We start from the raw sequence: 18,799 nt of genomic DNA, 5'->3' as shown, positions 1-18,799 counted from the left end.
GCTAGCCCTCCAGCAGGGGAATGAGGTGGCGCCTTACCAGGGCGTTGAAGTCGATGCCACCGCTGACCTCGAAGACCGGCACGCCGGCCAGCACCTCCAGGTAAGCCGCCTCGTCGAGGGGCTCACCGTCGGCCTGAAAGCGCCCATCCGCATGCTGGTAGAAGGGACCCGGCGACTTCATGATTGCAGGCAGCAGCTCGCGGCGCTGCATCAGATCCACGGCAGCGATCCGCGGCGGGCCAGGATCGTCGCGCCGCCAGTTGAGAATGATAGCGGCTGCCAGCGACGCCTCCGCCACGAGACGCTCGGGTCCGTAGAACGCAGCGACCGGTACGTCGTACTTCTCTTCCAGCTCCCAGAGCTCGGCCGCCGGCAGCGCCCGCAGCGCCTCCCTGCGCGGCGCCGGTATCAACGTCTCGAGACGAGGATTGTTCAGCACGGTGCCGGGATTGATGCGCGGCTGCTTGGGCACGCCCGCCGCCCGCACGCCGCCGCCCTCGCGCTTGAGGAACAGCCGGTCGTTGGTCAGGAAGGCGCTGCCGGGATGCTCGAGGGCATGCAGCATGGCCGTGGACTTGCCGCCACCGGAGAAGCCGGCGATGGCAACGGCCCGATCGCCGCGCGCCAGGGCCGCCGCATGACAGATCCGCCAGCCCGATTGCTGCAGGTGGTTCATGTACTGGGAGACGATGAAGTTAACCACCTGATTGTCGTTGGCCAGGCAAGGGCCCGCCGCGATACGCCGAGCGGCACTCTGCAGGAAGACCATTCCGGTGCGCACCTTGCGCACCAGCCTGCCGTTCGGCACGTCGAGAATGCTGTCCTTGCGGCCGGTCTTGCCGGGCTCCCGGGACCAGTCGAGGAAGGCCACACCGAGCTCGGGCGCCTCACGCTCGATAGCGAGCACCTCGACGTCGGCCGTGCTTTCCGGGGACCGGCAGTGGGCAAAGTAGTCGCCGAGGACATCGAGCAGCGCAGCCGAATTGGAGCGAATCGCCAGCGTCGCCCGCCCCATGTCGAGCACCAGGGAACGCTCGAGCGGCTCGGCATCGCCGATCAACGTCTCGGCCAGCGCCGCCTGAGATGCCTTCACGGCGCTCATAGCTCGCCCATCACGTGGTCGAGGTAGGCGCCGGCAGCATCGATGCCCGCCCCCTCAAGGGCACCGCGGAAGCCACCGAAGGCGGATACCTCGAAGACGATCGGGCCGTCAGGCGTCTCGGCCACGTCCACGGTGGTGAAATCCAGGTCGAAGGGCGCCTGGGCTCGGGTCGCCAGGTCGATCAGCGCTTCCGAGGGCGAGAAGGCCTCGTAGCGCCCGCCGCTGTGGATGGTGGTGTTCCAGCTGTCACCGCTCTGGGGAACCCGGGCGTAGGTGCCCAGGTAGCGCCCGCCGGCGAACACCATGCCCAGGTCGCGGCCGGGCAGCTCGACCCTGCGCTGCAGATACATCATCGGGTTGTCGCGGCGGAAGGCCTCCACCTCGCGGCGCAGCGCCTCGGGCGGCTGGTCGGCGGAAATCACGCACATGCCCCGGGCCTTGGTCGAGAACAGCGGCTTGAAGACCGCCTCGCCGAAGCGCCCGACGGCCTCGCAGGCGGCATCGACGTCCTCGGTGACGACCGTCTCCGGCATCGGAATCCCGGCGTGGCGCAGAGTGAGAGTGCAGCTCAGGCGGTTGATCAGCCGCAGCATCTTCTCCGCACCGCTGAACACCCGCACGCCTCGGGCCTCAGCCGCCCTCAGCAGCTCCAGACGATCCAGGCTGTCGGGGCTATATTCGGCGCTGATCTTCTTGACGATCAGGCCATCCAGCTCGCCCAGATCCTGGCCCCTGTGATCGAGGCGGCCAGTGGTCAGATCGAGGCTGACGTGCTGAAGGTCGATCACCGCACGAAACCCGGTGCGCGCCTGGATGGCATCGGCCAGCACCTCGGTGGACCACTTGCCGGGGATACCCACCACGCCGATCCTGGGATTGGGGTCAGTCAACGAAAATCTCCTTCATGGGAAGTCGGAAACGGTCGGCCTTCTCCAGATCGGCCGCCAGGACCAGCTCGAGCAGATAGCGCGCCCGCAGGAACATGCGGCTGGCCAGCGACGGGTCGAGGATGAAACGCGTGGAGGTCGCGAAGGAACGCGCCAGCCCCAGCGCCAGCCTCAGTTCGAAGGTGGTGTCGCCCCGGGACACCGCATAGCGCCGCGCCGTGCGATAGAAATCCTGGGCGAGGCGCATGATGCGCCGGCGCAGCGAGGCATCCATGATCTGCAGCCGATAGTTGGAGACCATGAACACCGAGACGTCCTGCACGTAGTCCATGTAGCTGGATCGGTGCAGGTCGATGAAGTTGATCCGTCGCTCGAGCGAATCATAGATGATGTTGTCGACGTTGAAGTCGCCGTGGATGTACACCGAGAAAGGCGCTTCCAGAGCGGCCTCCCGCGCCCTGGCGCGCTCAACCAGCGCATCGAAGGCAATCAGGTCGACGCCGCATACCGTCGCGCCGCTGTTCCTGAACTCGGGATGGATCTTGTACACCTCGCCGAGGCGCTTCTCGAGCTGCTGCATGTAGCCAGCGGCGACCGGGGTGTCGGTATGGGTCTCCTGCCACACCGACCTCAGCGTTCTGGTGAGCCGCTTGAGGGCCTCGTCGAGCAGCTCGTTGGGCTCGTTGAGCAGGATATGCTCGAAGGTGAAGCCGGGCAGGTGCTCGATTAGCAGCGCCGCCGACTGGCCGCGCTTCTTGTACGAGAGGATCTTGGGCGCGAGGCCGGGATAGATCTCGTGCCAGCTTTCCACCCCCTGGCGCTCTTCCTTGACCTTACGCTTGAGGCCGTCCTTGAAGATCGCCACGTAGTCGTCGTCATTGCCCGTGGAGATGCCCGATATGCTGCTGCCCGAGCGGGTCTCGGCGATCGGCGCCATGCTGAAGGCCCCGTCCTCGCCGTCGGCCAGCTCCTCGACCAGCGAGTGCAGCGAATGATAGCGCTCGAAGTTCATCGACTGCCCCAGGTTGGCCGAGATGATGACCTCGCTGAGATGCAGCAGCACATCGCCCATCTGGCGGATCGTCTGGGCCACGAACAGCGCCCGGGTCAAGTCCTCGGTGCTGTTGTCACGCTGCTTGAGGGCGGTGACGCCGTCGTTCACCCGCTGCTGGACGCGCTTGTGCAGCGTCTCCTGGAGACGGCCGATCTGCAGGGCACGCTGGGTGTCGCTGTCGGTGACCGCGCGCTCGACCTGGGCCACGCCGGAGCGCACCAGCGCCAGCATCGGCGGGAAGTCCTTCGGCGCCAGCGCCGCCAGGTCGTCCACGTCGACCAGCTGGCGCACGCTATCGCGCCCCAGTTCGGTGAGACGGTCCAGGTCCGTCGCCACCAGCTCCAGGCTACGCAGGATGCGTCGCCGCGCCTCACGGGTCTTCTTGTGCGACAGCCGCCTGATGCAGTCGGCGTGGATGCGCATCTTGAGGTTGCGGGCGTAGCCGTCGCGCTCAGAGACGCGTCGAGCGATGGCCGCCGTCGGAGTGACGAAGAAGGCCTGCAGGCTGGCCAGCTGGGAGTCCACCTCGACGCACAGAAAACGTAGATTGTCCTGAATGCTTTCAGGAATCCGGTGAGTCATGGTACACGCCCGCGTAGAGGGGCCCGGCCGCGGCGTTACCGGTACTGATCAGGCGCGGCAGCACAGAGGCCAGGTAGTAAGGGGAGAACGCCAGCCGCGCGAGGACATCGACCTCGACCCACAGCACGTCGAGCTGGCGCTTGTCGGGGCTCGCGCCATTGCGCGGCGTGTAGTCGTCGGGAACGGTCGCGCGAAACAGGAAGTCGACCTGATGGCGCCGCGTCGGCGGTTCGGTCCGCTTGAGCTTGAAGTAGTCGCAGACCTGCACCAGAGAAGGCGACAGTACGTCGGTGTCGATCTCCTCGCGGCACTCGCGCTGCAGGGCACCCTCCAGGGATTCACCGGTGTCCTGTCCGCCGCCGGGCAAGGCATAGACATCGCCCTCCTTCCTCAGCAAAAGCAGGTAACCATCGCGCAAGATCAACGCCCTGGCCGAATTGCGCACACCGGGAATCAGCTCGGCCATACTCGAGTCACTCGAACGTCACAGGCAGAAAAGGATGCCAAAAAAACATGAAATTTATGTGACATTCACCCCCTCCCCCCAGCCAGGCGACAAGCCCGTGAAAAACAGGCACTCTTGGCTCGTAACATTCCACTACAGAGAAGATAGAAGGCATGGTCGACGTCCGCGTCACCCGCACCGCCCGGGTACCCGACTCGCTGCGAGTTCGACGCTACCAGAGGGCTCCGGAGCTGGGCCCGCGGCTGCTGTTCTTCAGCGGCGGCTCGGCCCTGAACGGGATGTCGCGGCGGCTCCAGCACTACACCCATCACTCCATCCACCTGGTGACGCCCTTCGACTCCGGCGGCAGCTCCGCCAAGCTGCGAGAAGCCTTCGGCATGCCCGCCATCGGTGACCTGCGCAGCCGGCTGATGGCGCTCGCCGACGACTCCATCCTCGGCCACCCGGAAGTCTACCGCCTGTTCACCCACCGCTTGCCGAAGAGCGCGGAGGCGGCCGCCCTGCGGGAGACCCTCGACGCACTGGCGGCGGGACGACACCCACTGGTCGATGCGGTTCCCAACCCCATGCGCCAGCTGATCTGCCACCAGCTCGGCTACTTCCGCGAGTCGATGCCCGCGGGCTTCGATCTGCGCGGCGCCAGCATCGGCAACCTGATCCTGGCCGGCGGTTACCTGAACAACCACCAGCAGCTCGATCCGATCATCTTCCTGTTCTCGAAGCTGGTGCACGTGCGCGGCACGGTCCGCGCCGTGGTCGACAAGGACTATCACCTGTCGGCCACCCTGGAGGACGGACGACGGGTACTGGGCCAGCACCGCATCACCGGCAAGGAGGTCGCGCCCCTGGCCACGCCCATCGCCGCGCTCGAGCTCTCGGCCGAGCGCGACGCCCACGTCCCCGTCACGGCCACGCTGCACGAGCAGAACCGCCGGCTGATCGCCGGCGCCGAGCTGATCTGCTATCCCCCGGGCAGCTTCTACTCCAGCCTGCTGGCCAACCTGCTGCCGCAAGGCGTCGGCCGGGCGATCCGCGCCAACCGCTGTCCCAAGGTCTTCATTCCCAACCCGAGCCCCGACCCGGAGCAGACCGGCATGGACCTGGAGCGCCAGGTCACCGTGCTGCTCGACACCCTGCGCCGCGACGTCGGCGAAACCTGCCCCGCCCGGGAGCTGCTGGACTTCGTGCTCATCGACAGCGAGCGCGGCGACTACTCCGGCAGGCTGTCCGCCGACTTCCTGGTCGAGCAGGGCGTGACCCTGATCGACACCCGGCTGATCGGCGAGGAAGGCGCTCCCCACTACGACCCGGACCTGCTGGTAACCGCCCTGCTGTCGCTGGTGTAGACCGCCCCTAGCACCACCGTTCCGCCACCTTTCCGGCCCTTACCTCCCCGACCTCGAGCCCAACCGGGCCGGGGCGGAACATGCACGCCTCCCTTCCTGGCCCCACTTCTCGCCCCGCAATCACGGGGAAAAACCACGCACGAAAAAAGTTTGACCAAAAGGTAAAAAGTGGCCTAGGTTATTTTTTACCAACTGGTAAAACGGCATCGCCGTCACACCAGACCCGATACGACGAGCGCACAACAACAATAGGAGGCGCCGATCATCATGCTGACCCGCCAGCAAGCCGTGGCGCTGGAGAAGGCGTCCAGCGGCGAATTCGAGTCCCTGAGCCAGGCCGCCGCCGCGCGGCGCGACGCGCACTGGGGCCGCACCCTGACCTATTCCCGCAAGGTCTTCGTCCCGCTGACCACCATGTGTCGCGACGACTGCGGCTACTGCACCTTCGTGCAGAAGCCGGGCACCCCGGGCGCCCGGATCATGACCCCGGACGAGGTCATGGCGGTGGTTCGCGAGGGGGAGAGGCTGGGCTGCAAAGAGGTGCTGTTCAGCCTCGGCGAGAAGCCGGAGCGCCGCTACCCCGAGGCCCGGGAGGCGCTGGCGCGGCTCGGCCACCGCAGCATGACCGACTACCTGGTCGAGATGTGCGACCGCGTGCTGCGCGAGAGCGAGCTGCTGCCCCACGTCAACGCCGGCACCCTGGAAGACAACGAGATCGCCCGCCTGAAGCCGGTCAGCGTCAGCATGGGCATGATGCTCGAGAACGTCAGCCGGCGGCTGCTGCAGCGCGGCCAGGCGCATTTCGCCTGCCCCGACAAGGTGCCTGTCCAGCGCCTGCGCACCCTGGAGCGGGCCGGCCGACACGGCGTGCCCTTCACCACCGGCATCCTGATCGGCATCGGCGAGACCTGGGCCGAGCGCGTTGACAGCCTGCTGGCCATCAACGACCTGCACCGTCGCTACGGCCATGTGCAGGAGGTCATCATCCAGAACTTCCGCGCCAAGCCCGGCACCGCCATGGCCGGCCACCCGGAGCCGAGCCTCGACGACATGGTCCGCACCCTGGTGCTGGCCCGTCTGCTGCTGGATCCCGAGATCAGCCTGCAGGCGCCCCCCAACCTGGAGGCGCGCTTCGCCGCCTACCTCGACGCAGGCATCAACGACTGGGGCGGCATCTCGCCGGTGACCGTCGATCACATCAATCCCGAGCGCGCCTGGCCGCAGATCGATGCCCTGCGCCGATCGACCGAGCGCTGCGGCTACGGCCTGGCCGAGCGCCTGGCGGTCTATCCCCGCTATCTGCGGCGTCCCGAGCGCTTCCTCAGCGCTCCCCTCGCCTCCCGGCTGGCCGGTATCGCCCGCACCGACGGTCTGGCCCTGGCCCAGTGCGTCTAGGCCCTTGCCCCGCGAACAGGAGAACCCCCATGACCCCGACCACGACCCTTCACTCTCCCCTGTTGCCCGATGAGCTCTATCACCCCGATGTGGGGCAGCCGGTGCGCCGGCTGCTGACGGAGGTGCTGAACGGCCACGAACTCGGCGAGGCCGAAGCCGCCACCCTGTTCCGCGTGGAGGGCGCCGAACTGGACGCTCTCACCGCCACCGCCGACCAGCTACGCCGCCGCCGCGTCGGCGACGATGCCACCTTCGTCGTCACCCGCAACATCAACTACACCAACGTCTGCTACATGGGCTGCCGGTTCTGCAACTTCGCCAAGCGCAAGGACGATCCCGAGGCCGAGTTCTTCGACCTCGACGAGATTACCCGTCGCGCCCAGGAAGCCTGGGACCGTGGCGCCACCGAGGTGTGCATCCAGGGCGGGCTGCACCCGAGCATCCCGGGCCACTTCTATCGGGACATCCTCAAGGCCATCAAGGGCGTGTTGCCGGACATGCACATCCATGCCTTCTCACCCTTCGAGATCTGGTTCGGCGCGCGCAAGAGCCGGATGTCCCATCGCGACTTCCTCCGCGACCTGATCGACCACGGCCTGGGGTCCATGCCCGGCACCGCTGCGGAGATCCTCGACACCGAAATCCGCCAGCAGCTGACCCGCGACAAGCTCACCACCGAACAATGGGTCGAGATCATCACCGCCGCCCATGAGCAGGGCCTGCCGACCACCGCGACCATCATGTACGGGCACATCGACGGGCCCGAGCACTGGGCCGCCCACCTGGCGCTGCTGCGCGATATCCAGAAGCGTACCGGCGGCTTCACCGAGTTCGTGCCGCTGGGCTTCATCCACTACAAGACGCCGCTGTTCCTGGAGCACGAGGGCGTGCGACCGGGGCCGACCCGGCTCGAGCACATCCGCATGCACGCCGTGGCGCGGCTGATGCTCGACGGCTGGATCGACAACATCCAGGCCTCCTGGGTGAAGCTGGGGCCCGACCTGGCGCGCCAGATGCTGGCGGCCGGCGTCAACGACCTGGGCGGCACGCTGATGAACGAGAGCATCTCCCGCGCCGCCGGCGGTCAGCACGGCCAGGAGATGCTGCCCGACGACATGGCGCGCATGATCCGCGAGATGGGCCGGCGCCCGGTCCGCCGCAACACCCTCTACGGGCACGTCGAGGCGTTCGACGCTCCGCTCGCCGAGCCGCGCCTCGCCGGAGGCCTGGCATGAGCGCGCCGGTGCCGCGCATCACCCTGCTGGCCGGCGGCGTGGGCGGTGCCAAGCTCGCCGAGGGGCTGGCGGCGGTCTGCCCCCCGGAGCGGCTGTCGATCATCGGCAACGTCGCCGATGACCAGGAGTTCCACGGCCTCTGGGTATCACCGGACATCGATACCCTGACCTACAGCCTGGCCGGCCTGATCGACCGCCAGCAGGGCTGGGGGCTGGCGGGGGAAAGCCATCGGCTGCTCGAGGGCCTCGCCACGCTAGGCTGCGAGACCTGGATGTCTCTGGGCGACCGCGACCTGGCCACCCATGTGCTGCGCACCCAGCTGCGCCGCCAGGGCATGCGCCCCAGCGACATCGCCCGGCACATCGCCACCGCCCTCGGCGTGGAGGTCGAGCTGCTGCTGCCCACCGACGACCGCCTCCAGACCCGCATCCGCACGCCCGAGGGCTGGCTAGCCTTCCAGGAATACTTCGTCCGCGAGCGCTGCCGCCCGGAGGTGCTGGAGGTGCGCCTGGACGGCGTGGAAACGGCCCGTCCGACGCCCGAGGCCCTGGCCGCCATCGCCGACGCCGACCTGCTGCTGATCGCCCCCAGCAACCCGGTGGTCAGCATCGCTCCCATCCTGGCAGTGCCCGGCATTCGCGCGGCGATCGAAGCCTCCCCGGCCCCCTGCCTCGCCGTCTCGCCGCTGATCGGCGGGCGCACGGTCAAGGGGCCAGCGGACCGCATGCTGATTGCCGCCGGCCGGGAGTGCAGCAACCTCGGCGTGGCCCACGGCTATGCCCCGTGGCTCGACGGCCTGATGATCGACCACGCGGACGCCGCGGATCGCGACCGCCTCGAGGCCCGAGGGCTGCGAGTCGCCACGACCCGCACCCTGATGGCCGACGCCGCCGACAAGGCGCGTCTCGCCGGCGAGCTGCTGGCCTTCGCCGAGACGCTCAGCGAGGAGGCGCTGGCATGCCCGTGAATCCCCTCATCGTCATCCCGGTCAAGGACTTCGGCGAGGCCAAGAGCCGCCTGGCCGGCGTGCTACCGGCGGGCCGGCGTGCGGCCCTGGCCCGGCGCCTGTGCGAGCGCACCCTGCGTTTCTGCCGCCGACGGCTGCCGGATCACGACCTGCTGGTGGTCACCGCCTCGACGGCCATCGCCGCGCTGGCCCGCCGTCATGGCGCCCGGGTGCTCGAGGAGCCGCGTGCCGCCGGGCTCTGCGCCGCCGCCCGGCGTGCCGCGGCCTGGAGCCGTCGCCACGGCTATACGGCTCAACTGCTGATTCCGGCGGACATTGCCCGGCTGGACGAGGGCGAGATCCGGCACCTGCTGGCGGCGCGCCCCGCCGGGGCGGGCGTGGTGATCTGCCCGGCCAGCGATGGCGGCACCAATGCCTTGCTCACCTCACCGCCCGATGCGCTGCCGTTCCGCTTCGGCGAGCGCTCCAGCGAGGCCCACCGCGAATCGGCCCGACGCCTCGGCCTGCCCTGCCGAGTGATCGAGCTCGAGCACCTGCGCTTCGACCTCGACACCCCGGACGACCTGGGCGCCCTCGATGCCCTCATCCAACGACAAGGCGGCGACACGCCGCAGGAGCTGACCCGGCTATGGAACCTGTGCTCGAACCGACCCGCCATGACGCCCGAAGCGGCCTGGCTGACGATGCCGTGACGCCTCAAGGTGGCGTCGACCTGCGCGTCCTGGCGGGCCTGCCCGACATTCGGCCGGACGACGACCTGGCCGCGATCCTCATCGAGGCGCTGGGTCGGCAGGGCCTGACGCCCAGGGACGGCGACATCCTGGTGATCGCCCACAAGGTGGTCTCCAAGGCAGAGGGGCGGGTCATCGCCCTGGCCGATGTCACCCCCGGCGACGAGGCCCGGGAACTGGCCGAGCGCATCGACAAGGATCCGCGCAAGGTAGAGGCGATCCTGCGCGAGTCGACCCGAGTAGTGCGGGCAGTCAAGCGCCCCGACCAGCGCGAGGGCACGCTGATCGCCGAGCACCGCCTGGGCTTCATCTGCGCCAACGCCGCGGTGGACGAATCCAACGTCGGCGCCGCGGACACCATCATCCTGCTGCCGGAGGACCCCGACCTCAGCGCCAGGCGCCTCGGCGAGCGCCTCGAGGCCGCCTTCGGCGTGCGCCTGGGCATCGTCATCACCGACACCTTCGGTCGCCCCTGGCGCATGGGCCTGGTCAACGTGGCCATCGGCCTGTCCCGGGTCCCGGCCCGCGTCGACCTGGTCGGCGAACGTGACGCCTTCGGTCGCGAGCTGTCGGTGACCATGCCGGCCCTGGCCGACGAGCTGGCCGCGGCCTCGGGCCTGCTGATGGGCAAGCGCGACAAGACGCCGGTGGTGCTGTTCCGCGGCGTCGATTGGCAACCCTGCGACAGTTCGGCGAGCGAACTGATCCGCCCCCAACAAGAGGACCTGTTCCGATGAGCATTGCAATCCTAGGCGGTACCGGCCCCCAGGGCCGCGGCCTGGCCCTGCGACTGGCCCGCGCCGGCACGCCGGTGGTGATCGGCTCCCGTGACGCCGGCCGCGCCCAGGCGGCCGCCGACGAGCTCAACGCCCGGCTCGAGAACGCGGCCGCCATCGGCGGCGACGACCTGCGCGGCGCCGTGGCGGCCGCCGACGAGATGGTGATCCTGGCGGTGCCCTATGCGGCCCACGACGCCACCCTGGAGGCGATCCGCGACCTGCTTCCCGGCAAGGTCCTGGTCGATATCGTGGTACCGCTGGCCGACGGCGATCCCAAGCGGGTCGACATGCCGGCGGCGGGCTCCGCCACCGAGGCAGCCCAGGCCCTGCTCGGCGACGCCGTCCCGGTGGTCGGCGCCCTGCACAACGTCTCGGCCGTGACCCTCAACGATCTGGATCACCCGATCAACTGCGACGTACTGGTCTGCGGCAATGACCTGGCGGCCAAGGAGAAGGTGATCGAGCTGGTCCGCCGGCTCGACGTGGCCGCCTACAACGCCGGCCCGGCCGTCAACGCCCGCTGCATCGAGGCCATCACCCCGATCCTGATCCGCCTCAACATCTCCAAGAAGGTCCCCTTCACCCATGCAGGGCTGCGTATCTGGGCGCCCGGCGCCTGACGCCCCTGCCGTCGATAGACCGCCAACAATCACAACAGGCAAGGAGAAAGACGATGGAATTCGGTATCTGTTTCAAGGGCTTCGTCAGCCCCGATCGCGCTCGCAACCTGGTCAAGCAGGCCGAGCAAGCCGGCTTCGACTACTGCTGGTTCTATGACTCGCACATCCTGTGGCGCGAGTGCTACCCGGCCATCGCCATGTGCATGGAACACACCACCCGGATGCGCTTCGCCCCCTGCGTGACCAACCCCAATGCCCGCGACTGGTCGCTGGCCGCCAGCCTGTTCGCCAGCCTGGCCAAGCAGAGCGGGGGGCGCTTCGACATCGGCCTGGGCCGCGGCGACAGCTCGGTGCGGGTGATGGGCAAGAAGCCCGCCCCGCTGGCGCGGGTGGCCGAATTCACCCACAAGGTGAAGGCCATGGTGCGCGGCGAGGAGGTGATCTACGGCGAGTGCCCGGAACCGGTCAAGTTCCCCTGGGCCGACGGCTACGAACTGCCCGTGCATATCGGCGCCTACGGCCCCAAGGCGCTCAAGACCGCCGGCGAGGTGGGCGACGGGGTGATCCTGCAGATCGGCGATCCCTACCTGGTGGAATGGCTGGCCGGCCAGGCCACCGCCGCGGGCCAGGAGGCAGGACGCGACATGGCCGACTACAAGGTGATCGTCGCCGCCCCGGCCTATTTCGGCGACAAGGCCAGCTGCATCGAGTCCACCAAGTGGTTCCCGGCCATGGTCGGCAACCACGTGGCCGATATCGTCGAGAAGTACGGCACCGACAGCGGCCTGGTGCCCAAGAGCCTCACCGACTACATCGAGAAGCGCAAGGGCTACGACTACTCCAAGCATGGCCAGAGCGACAATCCCTACCTCGACTTCATTACCCCCGAGATCGTCGAGAGCTTCTGCGTGCTGGGCCAGCCCGAGGACCACGTCACCAAGCTCAATCATCTCAAGGAAGCGGGCATGACCCACTTCAACATCTATCTGGATAACGGCGACGAGGAAAACATCATCGCCCAGTACGGCGAGCACATCATCCCGCGCTTCCGCGACTGATCCGGGGGGCCGGCGGCGCATCGCCGGCGCTCCCCTTTCCCACGACACGCTACGACGCCACAGGGCCGGGCCCCCTGGGGAAAGGCACCCCTGCGTCCTGTGCACGGCAATACGCCATTCGAACCACGTTTTCACGAGGCACCGACCATGCAAGACATCCGCACCAACCAGCAACGCCTGTGGGACAGCCTGATGGAGATGGGCGAGATCGGCGGCACCGAGAAGGGCGGCTGCTGTCGCCTGGCGCTGACCGACCTCGACAAGCAGGGACGCGACCTCTTCGTGCGCTGGTGCGAGGAAGCCGGCTGCACGATCACCGTCGACAGGATGGGTAACATCTTCGCGCGCCGCGCCGGCCAGGACGACTCGCTGCCGCCCGTGGTGATGGGCAGCCATCTGGACACCCAGCCTACCGGCGGCAAGTTCGACGGCGTGTATGGCGTGCTCGCCGGGCTCGAGGTGATCCGAACCCTCAACGACCACGGCATCGAAACCCGGGCTCCCATCGAAGCCTCGGTGTGGACCAACGAGGAGGGCTCGCGCTTCCCGCCGGCCATGGTGTCGTCGGGCGTCTTCGCCGGGGCGTTCGACCTGGAATACGGCCTCAGCCGCGCCGACCTGGACGGCAAGACCATGGGCGAGGAGCTGGCCCGCATCGGCTATGCCGGCAGCGCGGAAGTCGGCGGTCGCCCCTTCAAGGCCTTCTTCGAGGCGCATATCGAGCAGGGCCCGATCCTCGAGGCGGAGGGCAAGCGCATCGGCGTGGTGACCGATGCCCAGGGGCAACGCTGGTACGAGATCACCCTCACCGGCCAGGAGTCCCACGCCGGCCCGACACCCATGCCGACCCGTCGCGACGCGCTGGTGGGGGCCGCCCGCATCGTCGACCTGGTCAACCGCATCGGCATGGAGCACCAGCCCAATGCCTGCGCCACGGTCGGCCTGATGCAGGTGTTTCCCAACTCGCGCAACGTCATTCCCGGCCAGGTGTTCTTCACCGTGGACTTCCGCCACCCGGATGCCGAGGTCCTCGCGCGCATGGACCAGGCATTGCAGGAGGGCGCCCGGCGCATCGTCGAGGACCAGCGCCTCGAGATGGACTTCGAGCAGATCTGGTACTCGCCGCCGGCGCCCTTCGACCGCGACTGCGTGGCCTCGGTCCGCCAGGCCACCGAGTCGCTGGGCCTCAGCCACCGGGAGATGGTCAGCGGCGCCGGCCACGACGCCTGCTACATCTCGCGGGTCGCGCCCACCTCGATGATCTTCGTGCCCTGCGAAGACGGTATCAGCCACAACGAGGCCGAGCGCGCCGCCCCGGCCGATCTGGCCGCCGGCTGTGACGTCCTGCTCAAGGCGGTGCTCGAACGCGCCAACGACTGACGAGTCCCTCCGGACCCAGGAGAATCACCATGCGCATATCGATCATGCGGGAGCGCTCCCCCGGCGAAGCCAGGGTGGCGCTCACCCCCGCGAATGTCTCGACGCTGGCAGGCCTCGGCTGCCAGGTCTTCGTGGAGACCGGCGCTGGCGACGCCGCCGGCTTTTCCAACGCCGCCTATCGCGAGGCGGGCGCCGAGATCCTCGAGACCCGTGCCCAGCTGCTGGAGCGTGGCGAGATCGTGCTCTGCGTCGATGCCTCACGAGAAGACAGCCTGGCCGACCTCTCGGACGGGCAGGTCGGCATCGGCCTGATGGATCCGCTCGGCCACTGCGAGCGCTTCACGGCCCTCGCCGAACGCGGCATCACCACCCTGGCACTGGAACTGGTGCCCCGCATCAGCCGCGCCCAGAGCATGGATGCCCTGTCTTCCATCGCCACCCTGGCCGGCTACAAGGCCGTGCTGCTGGCCGCCGCCCAGGCACCGCGCCTGTTCCCGATGATGATGACCGCCGCCGGCACCCTGAACCCGTCACGGGTGTTCATCATGGGCGCCGGGGTCGCCGGACTGCAGGCCGCCGCCACGGCCAAGCGGCTGGGCGCCGTGGTCGAGGCCTACGACGTGCGTCCGGCGGCCCGGGAACAGATCCTCTCGGTGGGCGCCAAGCCGGTCGAGCTGGACCTGGACACCTCGGCCGCCGAGGGCCAGGGCGGCTACGCCAGCGAGCAGGACGACGCCTTCCTCGCCCGCCAGCGCGAGCAGATGGGCGCCGTGCTGGCCCAGCAGGACGTGGTGATCACCACCGCGGCGATCCCCGGGGCCACGGCGCCGGTGCTGATCACCGAGGACATGGTCAAGGGCATGAAGCCCGGGGCGGTGATCGTCGACCTGGCCGCCGAGCGCGGCGGCAACTGTGCGCTGACCCGGGCCGGCGAGACGCTGCAGGCCTACGGGGTCACCATCCTCGGCCCCGCCAACATCGCCGCCACCCTGCCCCATCACGCCAGCCAGATGTACGGCCGCAACCTGGAGAACCTGCTGCGCCTGCTGCTCGATGACGACGGCCGGCTTCGGCTGGACTTCGAGGACGAGATCGTCGCCGAGACCGTCGTCACCCATGCCGGCGAGATTCGCGCCGCCCGTATTCGCGACCGCCTCGCCCCCGCCCCGGCCGCCCGGGAGGAGATCGCCTGATGGATATCCTGATCATGCAGCTCTCGCTGTTCGTGCTGGCCGTGATCCTGGGGGTCGAACTGATCACCAAGGTCCCGGCCACCCTGCACACCCCGCTGATGTCGGGGAGTAACGCCATTTCCGGCATCACCCTGGTCGGTGCCCTGCTGGCTGCCGGCTCCGGCGACGCCAGCAGCCTGTGGGTCTCGGTGCTGGGGCTGGTCGCCGTCACCCTGGCCACCATCAACGTGGTGGGAGGCTTTCTGGTCACCAACCGCATGCTGCGCATGTTCCAGCGGAGGAGATGACCCATGAGCCTGTCAATCGTCAACCTGTGCTACCTGCTCTCGGCCGTGCTGTTCATCGGCGGCATCAAGGGGCTGACACGCCCGCGCACCGCGGTGCGCGGCAACCTGATGGCCGCCGTCGGCATGCTGCTGGCGGTGGTGGTGACGCTGCTCGACCGCTCGATCCTGTCCTACGGCTGGATCCTCACCGGCGTGGTGCTGGGGTCGCTGATCGGCGTGCTGCTGGCGGTCCGCATCCAGATGACCGCCATGCCGCAGATGGTGGCGCTGCTCAACGGCTTCGGCGGCGGCGCCTCGCTGGCGGTGGCCGCGGCAAGCTTCCTGTCGAGCGGCGGCCCGGTGGCCGCCTCGGGCGCTATCGGCCTCACGGCCATCGGCCTGACCCTGCTGATCGGCGCGGTGACCCTGACCGGTAGCGCGGTGGCCTTCGCCAAGCTGCAGGAGCTGCTGCCGGGCCGTCCGCTGGGCTTCCGCGGCATCACGCTGGTCAACGGCGCACTGCTGATCGTGGCCCTGGGCAGCGTCGCCACCCTGACCGCGGGCCACGGCGGCATCGGCCTTGCCGTGCTGCTGATCGTCCTGGCCCTGGTGCTGGGCGTGACCCTGGTCATGCCGATCGGCGGCGCCGACATGCCGGTGGTGATCGCGCTGCTCAACTCCTACTCCGGAATCGCCGCAGCCGCGGCGGGCTTCATCATGGGCAATACGGTGCTGATCGTGTCCGGCGCCCTGGTGGGCGCCTCGGGCCTGATCCTGACCCGCATCATGTGCGTGGCCATGAACCGCTCACTGGCCGGCGTGCTGTTCGGTTCGCTCTCCGAGGACGGCGGCCCCGGCATGGATGCCGACGAGGCCTATGCCGGCAAGGTCAAGTCTTCCTCGCCGGAGGAGATCGGCATGCTGCTGGAGACCGCCCAGCGGGTGGTGATCGTGCCCGGCTTCGGCTTGGCCATGGCCCAGGCCCAGCACGCGGTCCGCGACCTGGCCGATACCCTGGAGCGCCGCGGCGCGGAGGTGATCTACGGCCTGCATCCGGTCGCCGGACGCATGCCGGGGCACATGAACGTGCTGCTCGCCGAGGCGGAGGTCGACTACGACAAGATGCAGCCCATGGAACAGATCAATCCGCACTTCGCCCAGACCGACGTGGTGATCGTGATCGGCGCCAACGACGTCACCAATCCCATGGCCCGGGAGGACAAGGGCAGCCCCATCTATGGCATGCCGATCCTCGACGTCGACCAGGCGCGGACCGTGGTGGTGGTCAAACGCAGCCTCAGTCCGGGCTTCGCCGGCCTGCCCAACCCGCTGTTCGCCAAGGACAATACCCTGATGCTGTTCGGTGACGGCAAGCAAGCGATCCTCGACCTGACCGGGGCCCTCAACGAAGCCGCCTGACGCGGGGGAAGTCGTTCCCTCGGACTCCACCGCCTTCCGGCGTCTTCGCCGGGAGGCTTGCCGCTACCCACCGCATCTCCTACCTATCTCCTACCTCTATCGCGGACAGCAGGCGCGTCCCCGAGGCCGGGACGGCGACACCCCGGGCGCACGATCGAGCACGCCGACGCGGTGAGCGGAGCGACGGGATGGCAGCGCTAATCGGCAGTCCGCTGCAGGCCGGTGCCCTTGAGCAGCACATGGGTCAGGAAGTCGCCGGCGCGCTGGAAGTCGTCCTGGTCGAGCGACGCCTTGCCCAACGCCAGGCTGATCTGGGCGGCGAAATCCGCGTAGGTCTGAGTCGAGGCCCAGATGCTGAAGAACAGGTGTTCCGGGTCGATGGGGTCCATCTGGCCCTGGTCGATCCAGCGCCGAACCAGGGCGACGTCGGCATCCAGCTGGGGCAGCAGGTTATGCCGCAGGTAGTCCTGGAGGTGCTCGGCGCCGCTGATGACTTCGTTGGCGAAAACCTTGGAACCGTGGGGGCGGGTGCGCGAGATCTCGAGCTTGCCACGAATGTAGTTCTCGAGCATCGCCGCCGGCGTATCGCCCTCCTGCTCCATCAGCGCCATGTGCTCGATCCACAGGTCGAGGATGTTCTTCAGGACATGGCGATAGAGGCTTTCCTTGGAAGGAAAATAGTAGAGCATGTTCTGCTTGGAGAGGCCGACGCGTTCGGCGATGCCTTCCAGGGACGCTCCATTGAAGCCCAGTTCGGCGAAGGCGATCTCCGCCGCCTCCAGGATTCTCTGCTCCTGGGCCTCACGGGCGGCAGAACGCTTGCGGGGCTTGCGCTCGACATTGCTCATCTCGGATCCCGGCCGTTATACATGACTCCCCACACGGCCCGGGGGCTTGCACAGTCCATGCGCGCCCCGGCGCCTCGGGGCTGCGTAACATATCATAAGCCGCCCCCCGGAGTGGACAAGGCCGGGGCAACGTCGACACGGGAAACCGGGTGGCAGGGGCAGGCCGCCCTTTCGGGCGGCCAGGGCTGACGAAGGCTAGAACAGGTAGCGGGGAGTGACGATCTTCGCCGGCTCCCGTTGCAGGATGATCCGTCCTTCGCGGATGGAAAGCAGCACCTCGCTCTGGCGACGCAGCACGTCGTAGTCGTCCTCGCCATCCAGCAGGATGCAGTTGGCCGGCTTGCCCGGGGCGATCCCGTAGTCGTGCTCGATGCCCAGCGTACGGGCGGCATGGTCGGTGATGAAATCCAGCGCGCGGCTGAAGTCCGCATAGCCCATCATCTGGCAGATATGCAGGCCGAAATCCAGCGTCCTCAGCAGCCTGCCATTGCCCAGCGAGTACCAGGGGTCACGGATCGAGTCCTCGGCGAAACAGACGTTGAGGCCGGCGGCGTCCAACTCCTTGACCCGGGTCAGGCCTCGCCGCTTCGGGTAGCTGTCGAAACGCCCCTGCAAGTGAATGCTCTCGGTGGGGCAGCAGATAAAATTGATGCCCGAGTTCCTGAGCAGGCGAAAGAGTTTCGAGCAATAGGCATTGTCATAGGAGTGCATGGCGGTGGTATGGCTGGCCGTCACCCGACTGCCCATCTCGGCGAACAGCGCCTCGGCGGCCAGCACCTCCAGGAAACGCGAGTTGGGATCGTCGATCTCGTCGCAGTGCACGTCCACCAGGCGATCATGGGTCCGGGCCAGGCGGATCGCCTCCTTGAGGGACGCCTCCCCCAGCTCCCGGGTGTACTCGAAGTGCGGGATTGCACCGACCACGTCGGCCCCCGCCTCGACCGCTCGCTCCATCAGCGCCAGCCCGTCGGGATAGGACAGGATGCCCTCCTGGGGAAAGGCCACGACCTGGATCTGCAGGCGGTCACTCAGCTCGTCGCGCAGTTCGCACAGGGTCGTCAGGCCGACCAGGCTGGGATCGCTGACATCGGCGTGAGTCCGCACGTGCTGCACGCCTTGGCTGACCAGCAGTTCCAGGGTCTCCAGGGCGCGACGCCGGATGTCACGCCGATCCAGCATGGGCTTGCGCTCCGCCCAGCATTCGATGCCCTCGAACAGGGTGCCGCTCTCGTTCCAGCGCGGCTCCCCAGCGGTCAAGGCGGCATCCAGATGGATGTGCGGCTCGATGAAGGGCGCGCAGAGCAGCCTGCCTTGCGCGTCGACCACGCCGTCCTCCGCGGGGCGGCGGTCGGGCTGGGGCGTGACACTCGCGAAGCGTGACCGCTCGATCCGGATCTCATGCAGGTCAGGCTTCCCACGCAGCCTGGCATTGACGATTCTCATCGCTGTTCCTCGGAATGGTGACAATAC

The 18,799-nt window shown here is 68.2% G+C and carries 18 protein-coding genes; 12 read left to right on the top strand and 6 right to left on the bottom strand.

Features of this window, described 5'->3' with window-relative positions; genetic code table 11:
* Position 1 precedes the first annotated feature (1 nt).
* The 4 genes from ACGTN6_RS15315 to ACGTN6_RS15300 are packed head-to-tail and all read right to left on the bottom strand — an operon-like array spanning position 2 to position 4,091.
* Positions 2-1,093 carry an HprK-related kinase B gene (locus tag ACGTN6_RS15315; protein WP_394593123.1) on the bottom strand — a complete coding sequence of 364 codons (1,092 nt, stop codon included), beginning with the start codon at positions 1,091-1,093 and terminating at the stop codon, positions 2-4.
* A gap of 5 nt (positions 1,094-1,098) precedes the next feature.
* Positions 1,099-1,992, bottom strand: coding sequence for a GAK system ATP-grasp enzyme (locus ACGTN6_RS15310; protein WP_394593120.1), 894 nt, complete (start codon positions 1,990-1,992; stop codon positions 1,099-1,101).
* Complete coding sequence (locus tag ACGTN6_RS15305) at positions 1,985-3,625, bottom strand: phosphotransferase (RefSeq protein WP_394593118.1); 1,641 nt, start codon at positions 3,623-3,625, stop codon at positions 1,985-1,987. Before ACGTN6_RS15305 ends, ACGTN6_RS15310 begins: the two co-directional genes overlap by 8 nt.
* Positions 3,606-4,091: an NUDIX domain-containing protein gene (locus tag ACGTN6_RS15300; protein ID WP_394593116.1), complete on the bottom strand. Its 486-nt coding sequence runs from the start codon at positions 4,089-4,091 to the stop codon at positions 3,606-3,608. The genes ACGTN6_RS15305 and ACGTN6_RS15300 overlap by 20 nt, the downstream gene beginning before the upstream one ends.
* Before the next feature lie 152 nt (positions 4,092-4,243).
* Here ACGTN6_RS15300 and ACGTN6_RS15295 point away from each other — a divergent pair, with 152 nt between their 5' ends.
* From ACGTN6_RS15295 to ACGTN6_RS15240, 12 genes are all read left to right on the top strand, one after another.
* Complete coding sequence (locus ACGTN6_RS15295) at positions 4,244-5,437, top strand: GAK system CofD-like protein (protein ID WP_394593113.1); 1,194 nt, start codon at positions 4,244-4,246, stop codon at positions 5,435-5,437.
* Positions 5,438-5,704: 267 nt separating this feature from the next.
* Positions 5,705-6,832 carry a 7,8-didemethyl-8-hydroxy-5-deazariboflavin synthase CofG gene (gene cofG, locus ACGTN6_RS15290; RefSeq protein WP_394593111.1) on the top strand — a complete coding sequence of 376 codons (1,128 nt, stop codon included), beginning with the start codon at positions 5,705-5,707 and terminating at the stop codon, positions 6,830-6,832.
* Between the two features lie 29 nt (positions 6,833-6,861).
* Positions 6,862-8,067, top strand: coding sequence for a 5-amino-6-(D-ribitylamino)uracil--L-tyrosine 4-hydroxyphenyl transferase CofH (gene cofH, locus ACGTN6_RS15285; RefSeq protein ID WP_394593109.1), 1,206 nt, complete (start codon positions 6,862-6,864; stop codon positions 8,065-8,067).
* On the top strand, positions 8,064-9,035 hold the full coding sequence (gene cofD, locus ACGTN6_RS15280) for a 2-phospho-L-lactate transferase (RefSeq protein ID WP_394593106.1): 972 nt from the start codon (positions 8,064-8,066) through the stop codon (positions 9,033-9,035). Before cofH ends, cofD begins: the two co-directional genes overlap by 4 nt.
* Complete coding sequence (cofC, locus tag ACGTN6_RS15275; protein ID WP_394593103.1) at positions 9,026-9,727, top strand: 2-phospho-L-lactate guanylyltransferase; 702 nt, start codon at positions 9,026-9,028, stop codon at positions 9,725-9,727. Before cofD ends, cofC begins: the two co-directional genes overlap by 10 nt.
* The gene (cofE, locus tag ACGTN6_RS15270; RefSeq protein ID WP_394593100.1) at positions 9,664-10,503 is read left to right on the top strand and encodes a coenzyme F420-0:L-glutamate ligase; all 840 of its coding nucleotides are present in this window, start codon (positions 9,664-9,666) and stop codon (positions 10,501-10,503) included. The genes cofC and cofE overlap by 64 nt, the downstream gene beginning before the upstream one ends.
* Positions 10,500-11,165, top strand: coding sequence for an NADPH-dependent F420 reductase (npdG, locus tag ACGTN6_RS15265; protein WP_394593098.1), 666 nt, complete (start codon positions 10,500-10,502; stop codon positions 11,163-11,165). The genes cofE and npdG overlap by 4 nt, the downstream gene beginning before the upstream one ends.
* Before the next feature lie 53 nt (positions 11,166-11,218).
* Positions 11,219-12,223, top strand: a complete 1,005-nt coding sequence (locus tag ACGTN6_RS15260; protein WP_394593095.1) for a TIGR03842 family LLM class F420-dependent oxidoreductase — start codon at positions 11,219-11,221, stop codon at positions 12,221-12,223.
* A gap of 147 nt (positions 12,224-12,370) precedes the next feature.
* Positions 12,371-13,603 carry a Zn-dependent hydrolase gene (locus ACGTN6_RS15255; protein ID WP_394593093.1) on the top strand — a complete coding sequence of 411 codons (1,233 nt, stop codon included), beginning with the start codon at positions 12,371-12,373 and terminating at the stop codon, positions 13,601-13,603.
* A gap of 29 nt (positions 13,604-13,632) precedes the next feature.
* Positions 13,633-14,796: a Re/Si-specific NAD(P)(+) transhydrogenase subunit alpha gene (locus tag ACGTN6_RS15250; RefSeq protein WP_394593091.1), complete on the top strand. Its 1,164-nt coding sequence runs from the start codon at positions 13,633-13,635 to the stop codon at positions 14,794-14,796.
* A complete protein-coding gene (locus tag ACGTN6_RS15245; protein ID WP_394593089.1) occupies positions 14,796-15,083 on the top strand; it encodes an NAD(P) transhydrogenase subunit alpha part 2 in 288 nt (95 codons plus the stop codon). The genes ACGTN6_RS15250 and ACGTN6_RS15245 overlap by 1 nt, the downstream gene beginning before the upstream one ends.
* Before the next feature lie 3 nt (positions 15,084-15,086).
* Positions 15,087-16,481: an NAD(P)(+) transhydrogenase (Re/Si-specific) subunit beta gene (locus ACGTN6_RS15240; protein ID WP_394593086.1), complete on the top strand. Its 1,395-nt coding sequence runs from the start codon at positions 15,087-15,089 to the stop codon at positions 16,479-16,481.
* A 197-nt stretch (positions 16,482-16,678) separates the two neighbouring features.
* Here the strand turns inward: ACGTN6_RS15240 and ACGTN6_RS15235 are convergent, their stop codons facing one another.
* Entirely contained in the window at positions 16,679-17,329 is a 651-nt protein-coding gene (locus tag ACGTN6_RS15235) for a TetR/AcrR family transcriptional regulator (RefSeq protein ID WP_394593084.1), read from the bottom strand.
* Between the two features lie 195 nt (positions 17,330-17,524).
* Positions 17,525-18,772: a cytosine deaminase gene (gene codA, locus ACGTN6_RS15230; RefSeq protein WP_394593081.1), complete on the bottom strand. Its 1,248-nt coding sequence runs from the start codon at positions 18,770-18,772 to the stop codon at positions 17,525-17,527.
* Between the last annotated feature and the right edge of the window lie 27 nt (positions 18,773-18,799).

The organism is Halomonas sp. B23F22_20 (assembly GCF_043496985.1).
Lineage (GTDB): Bacteria > Pseudomonadota > Gammaproteobacteria > Pseudomonadales > Halomonadaceae > Halomonas.
The sequence above is the reverse complement of the archived record's forward strand: the minus strand, read 5'-3'. Positions and strand labels throughout refer to the sequence as shown.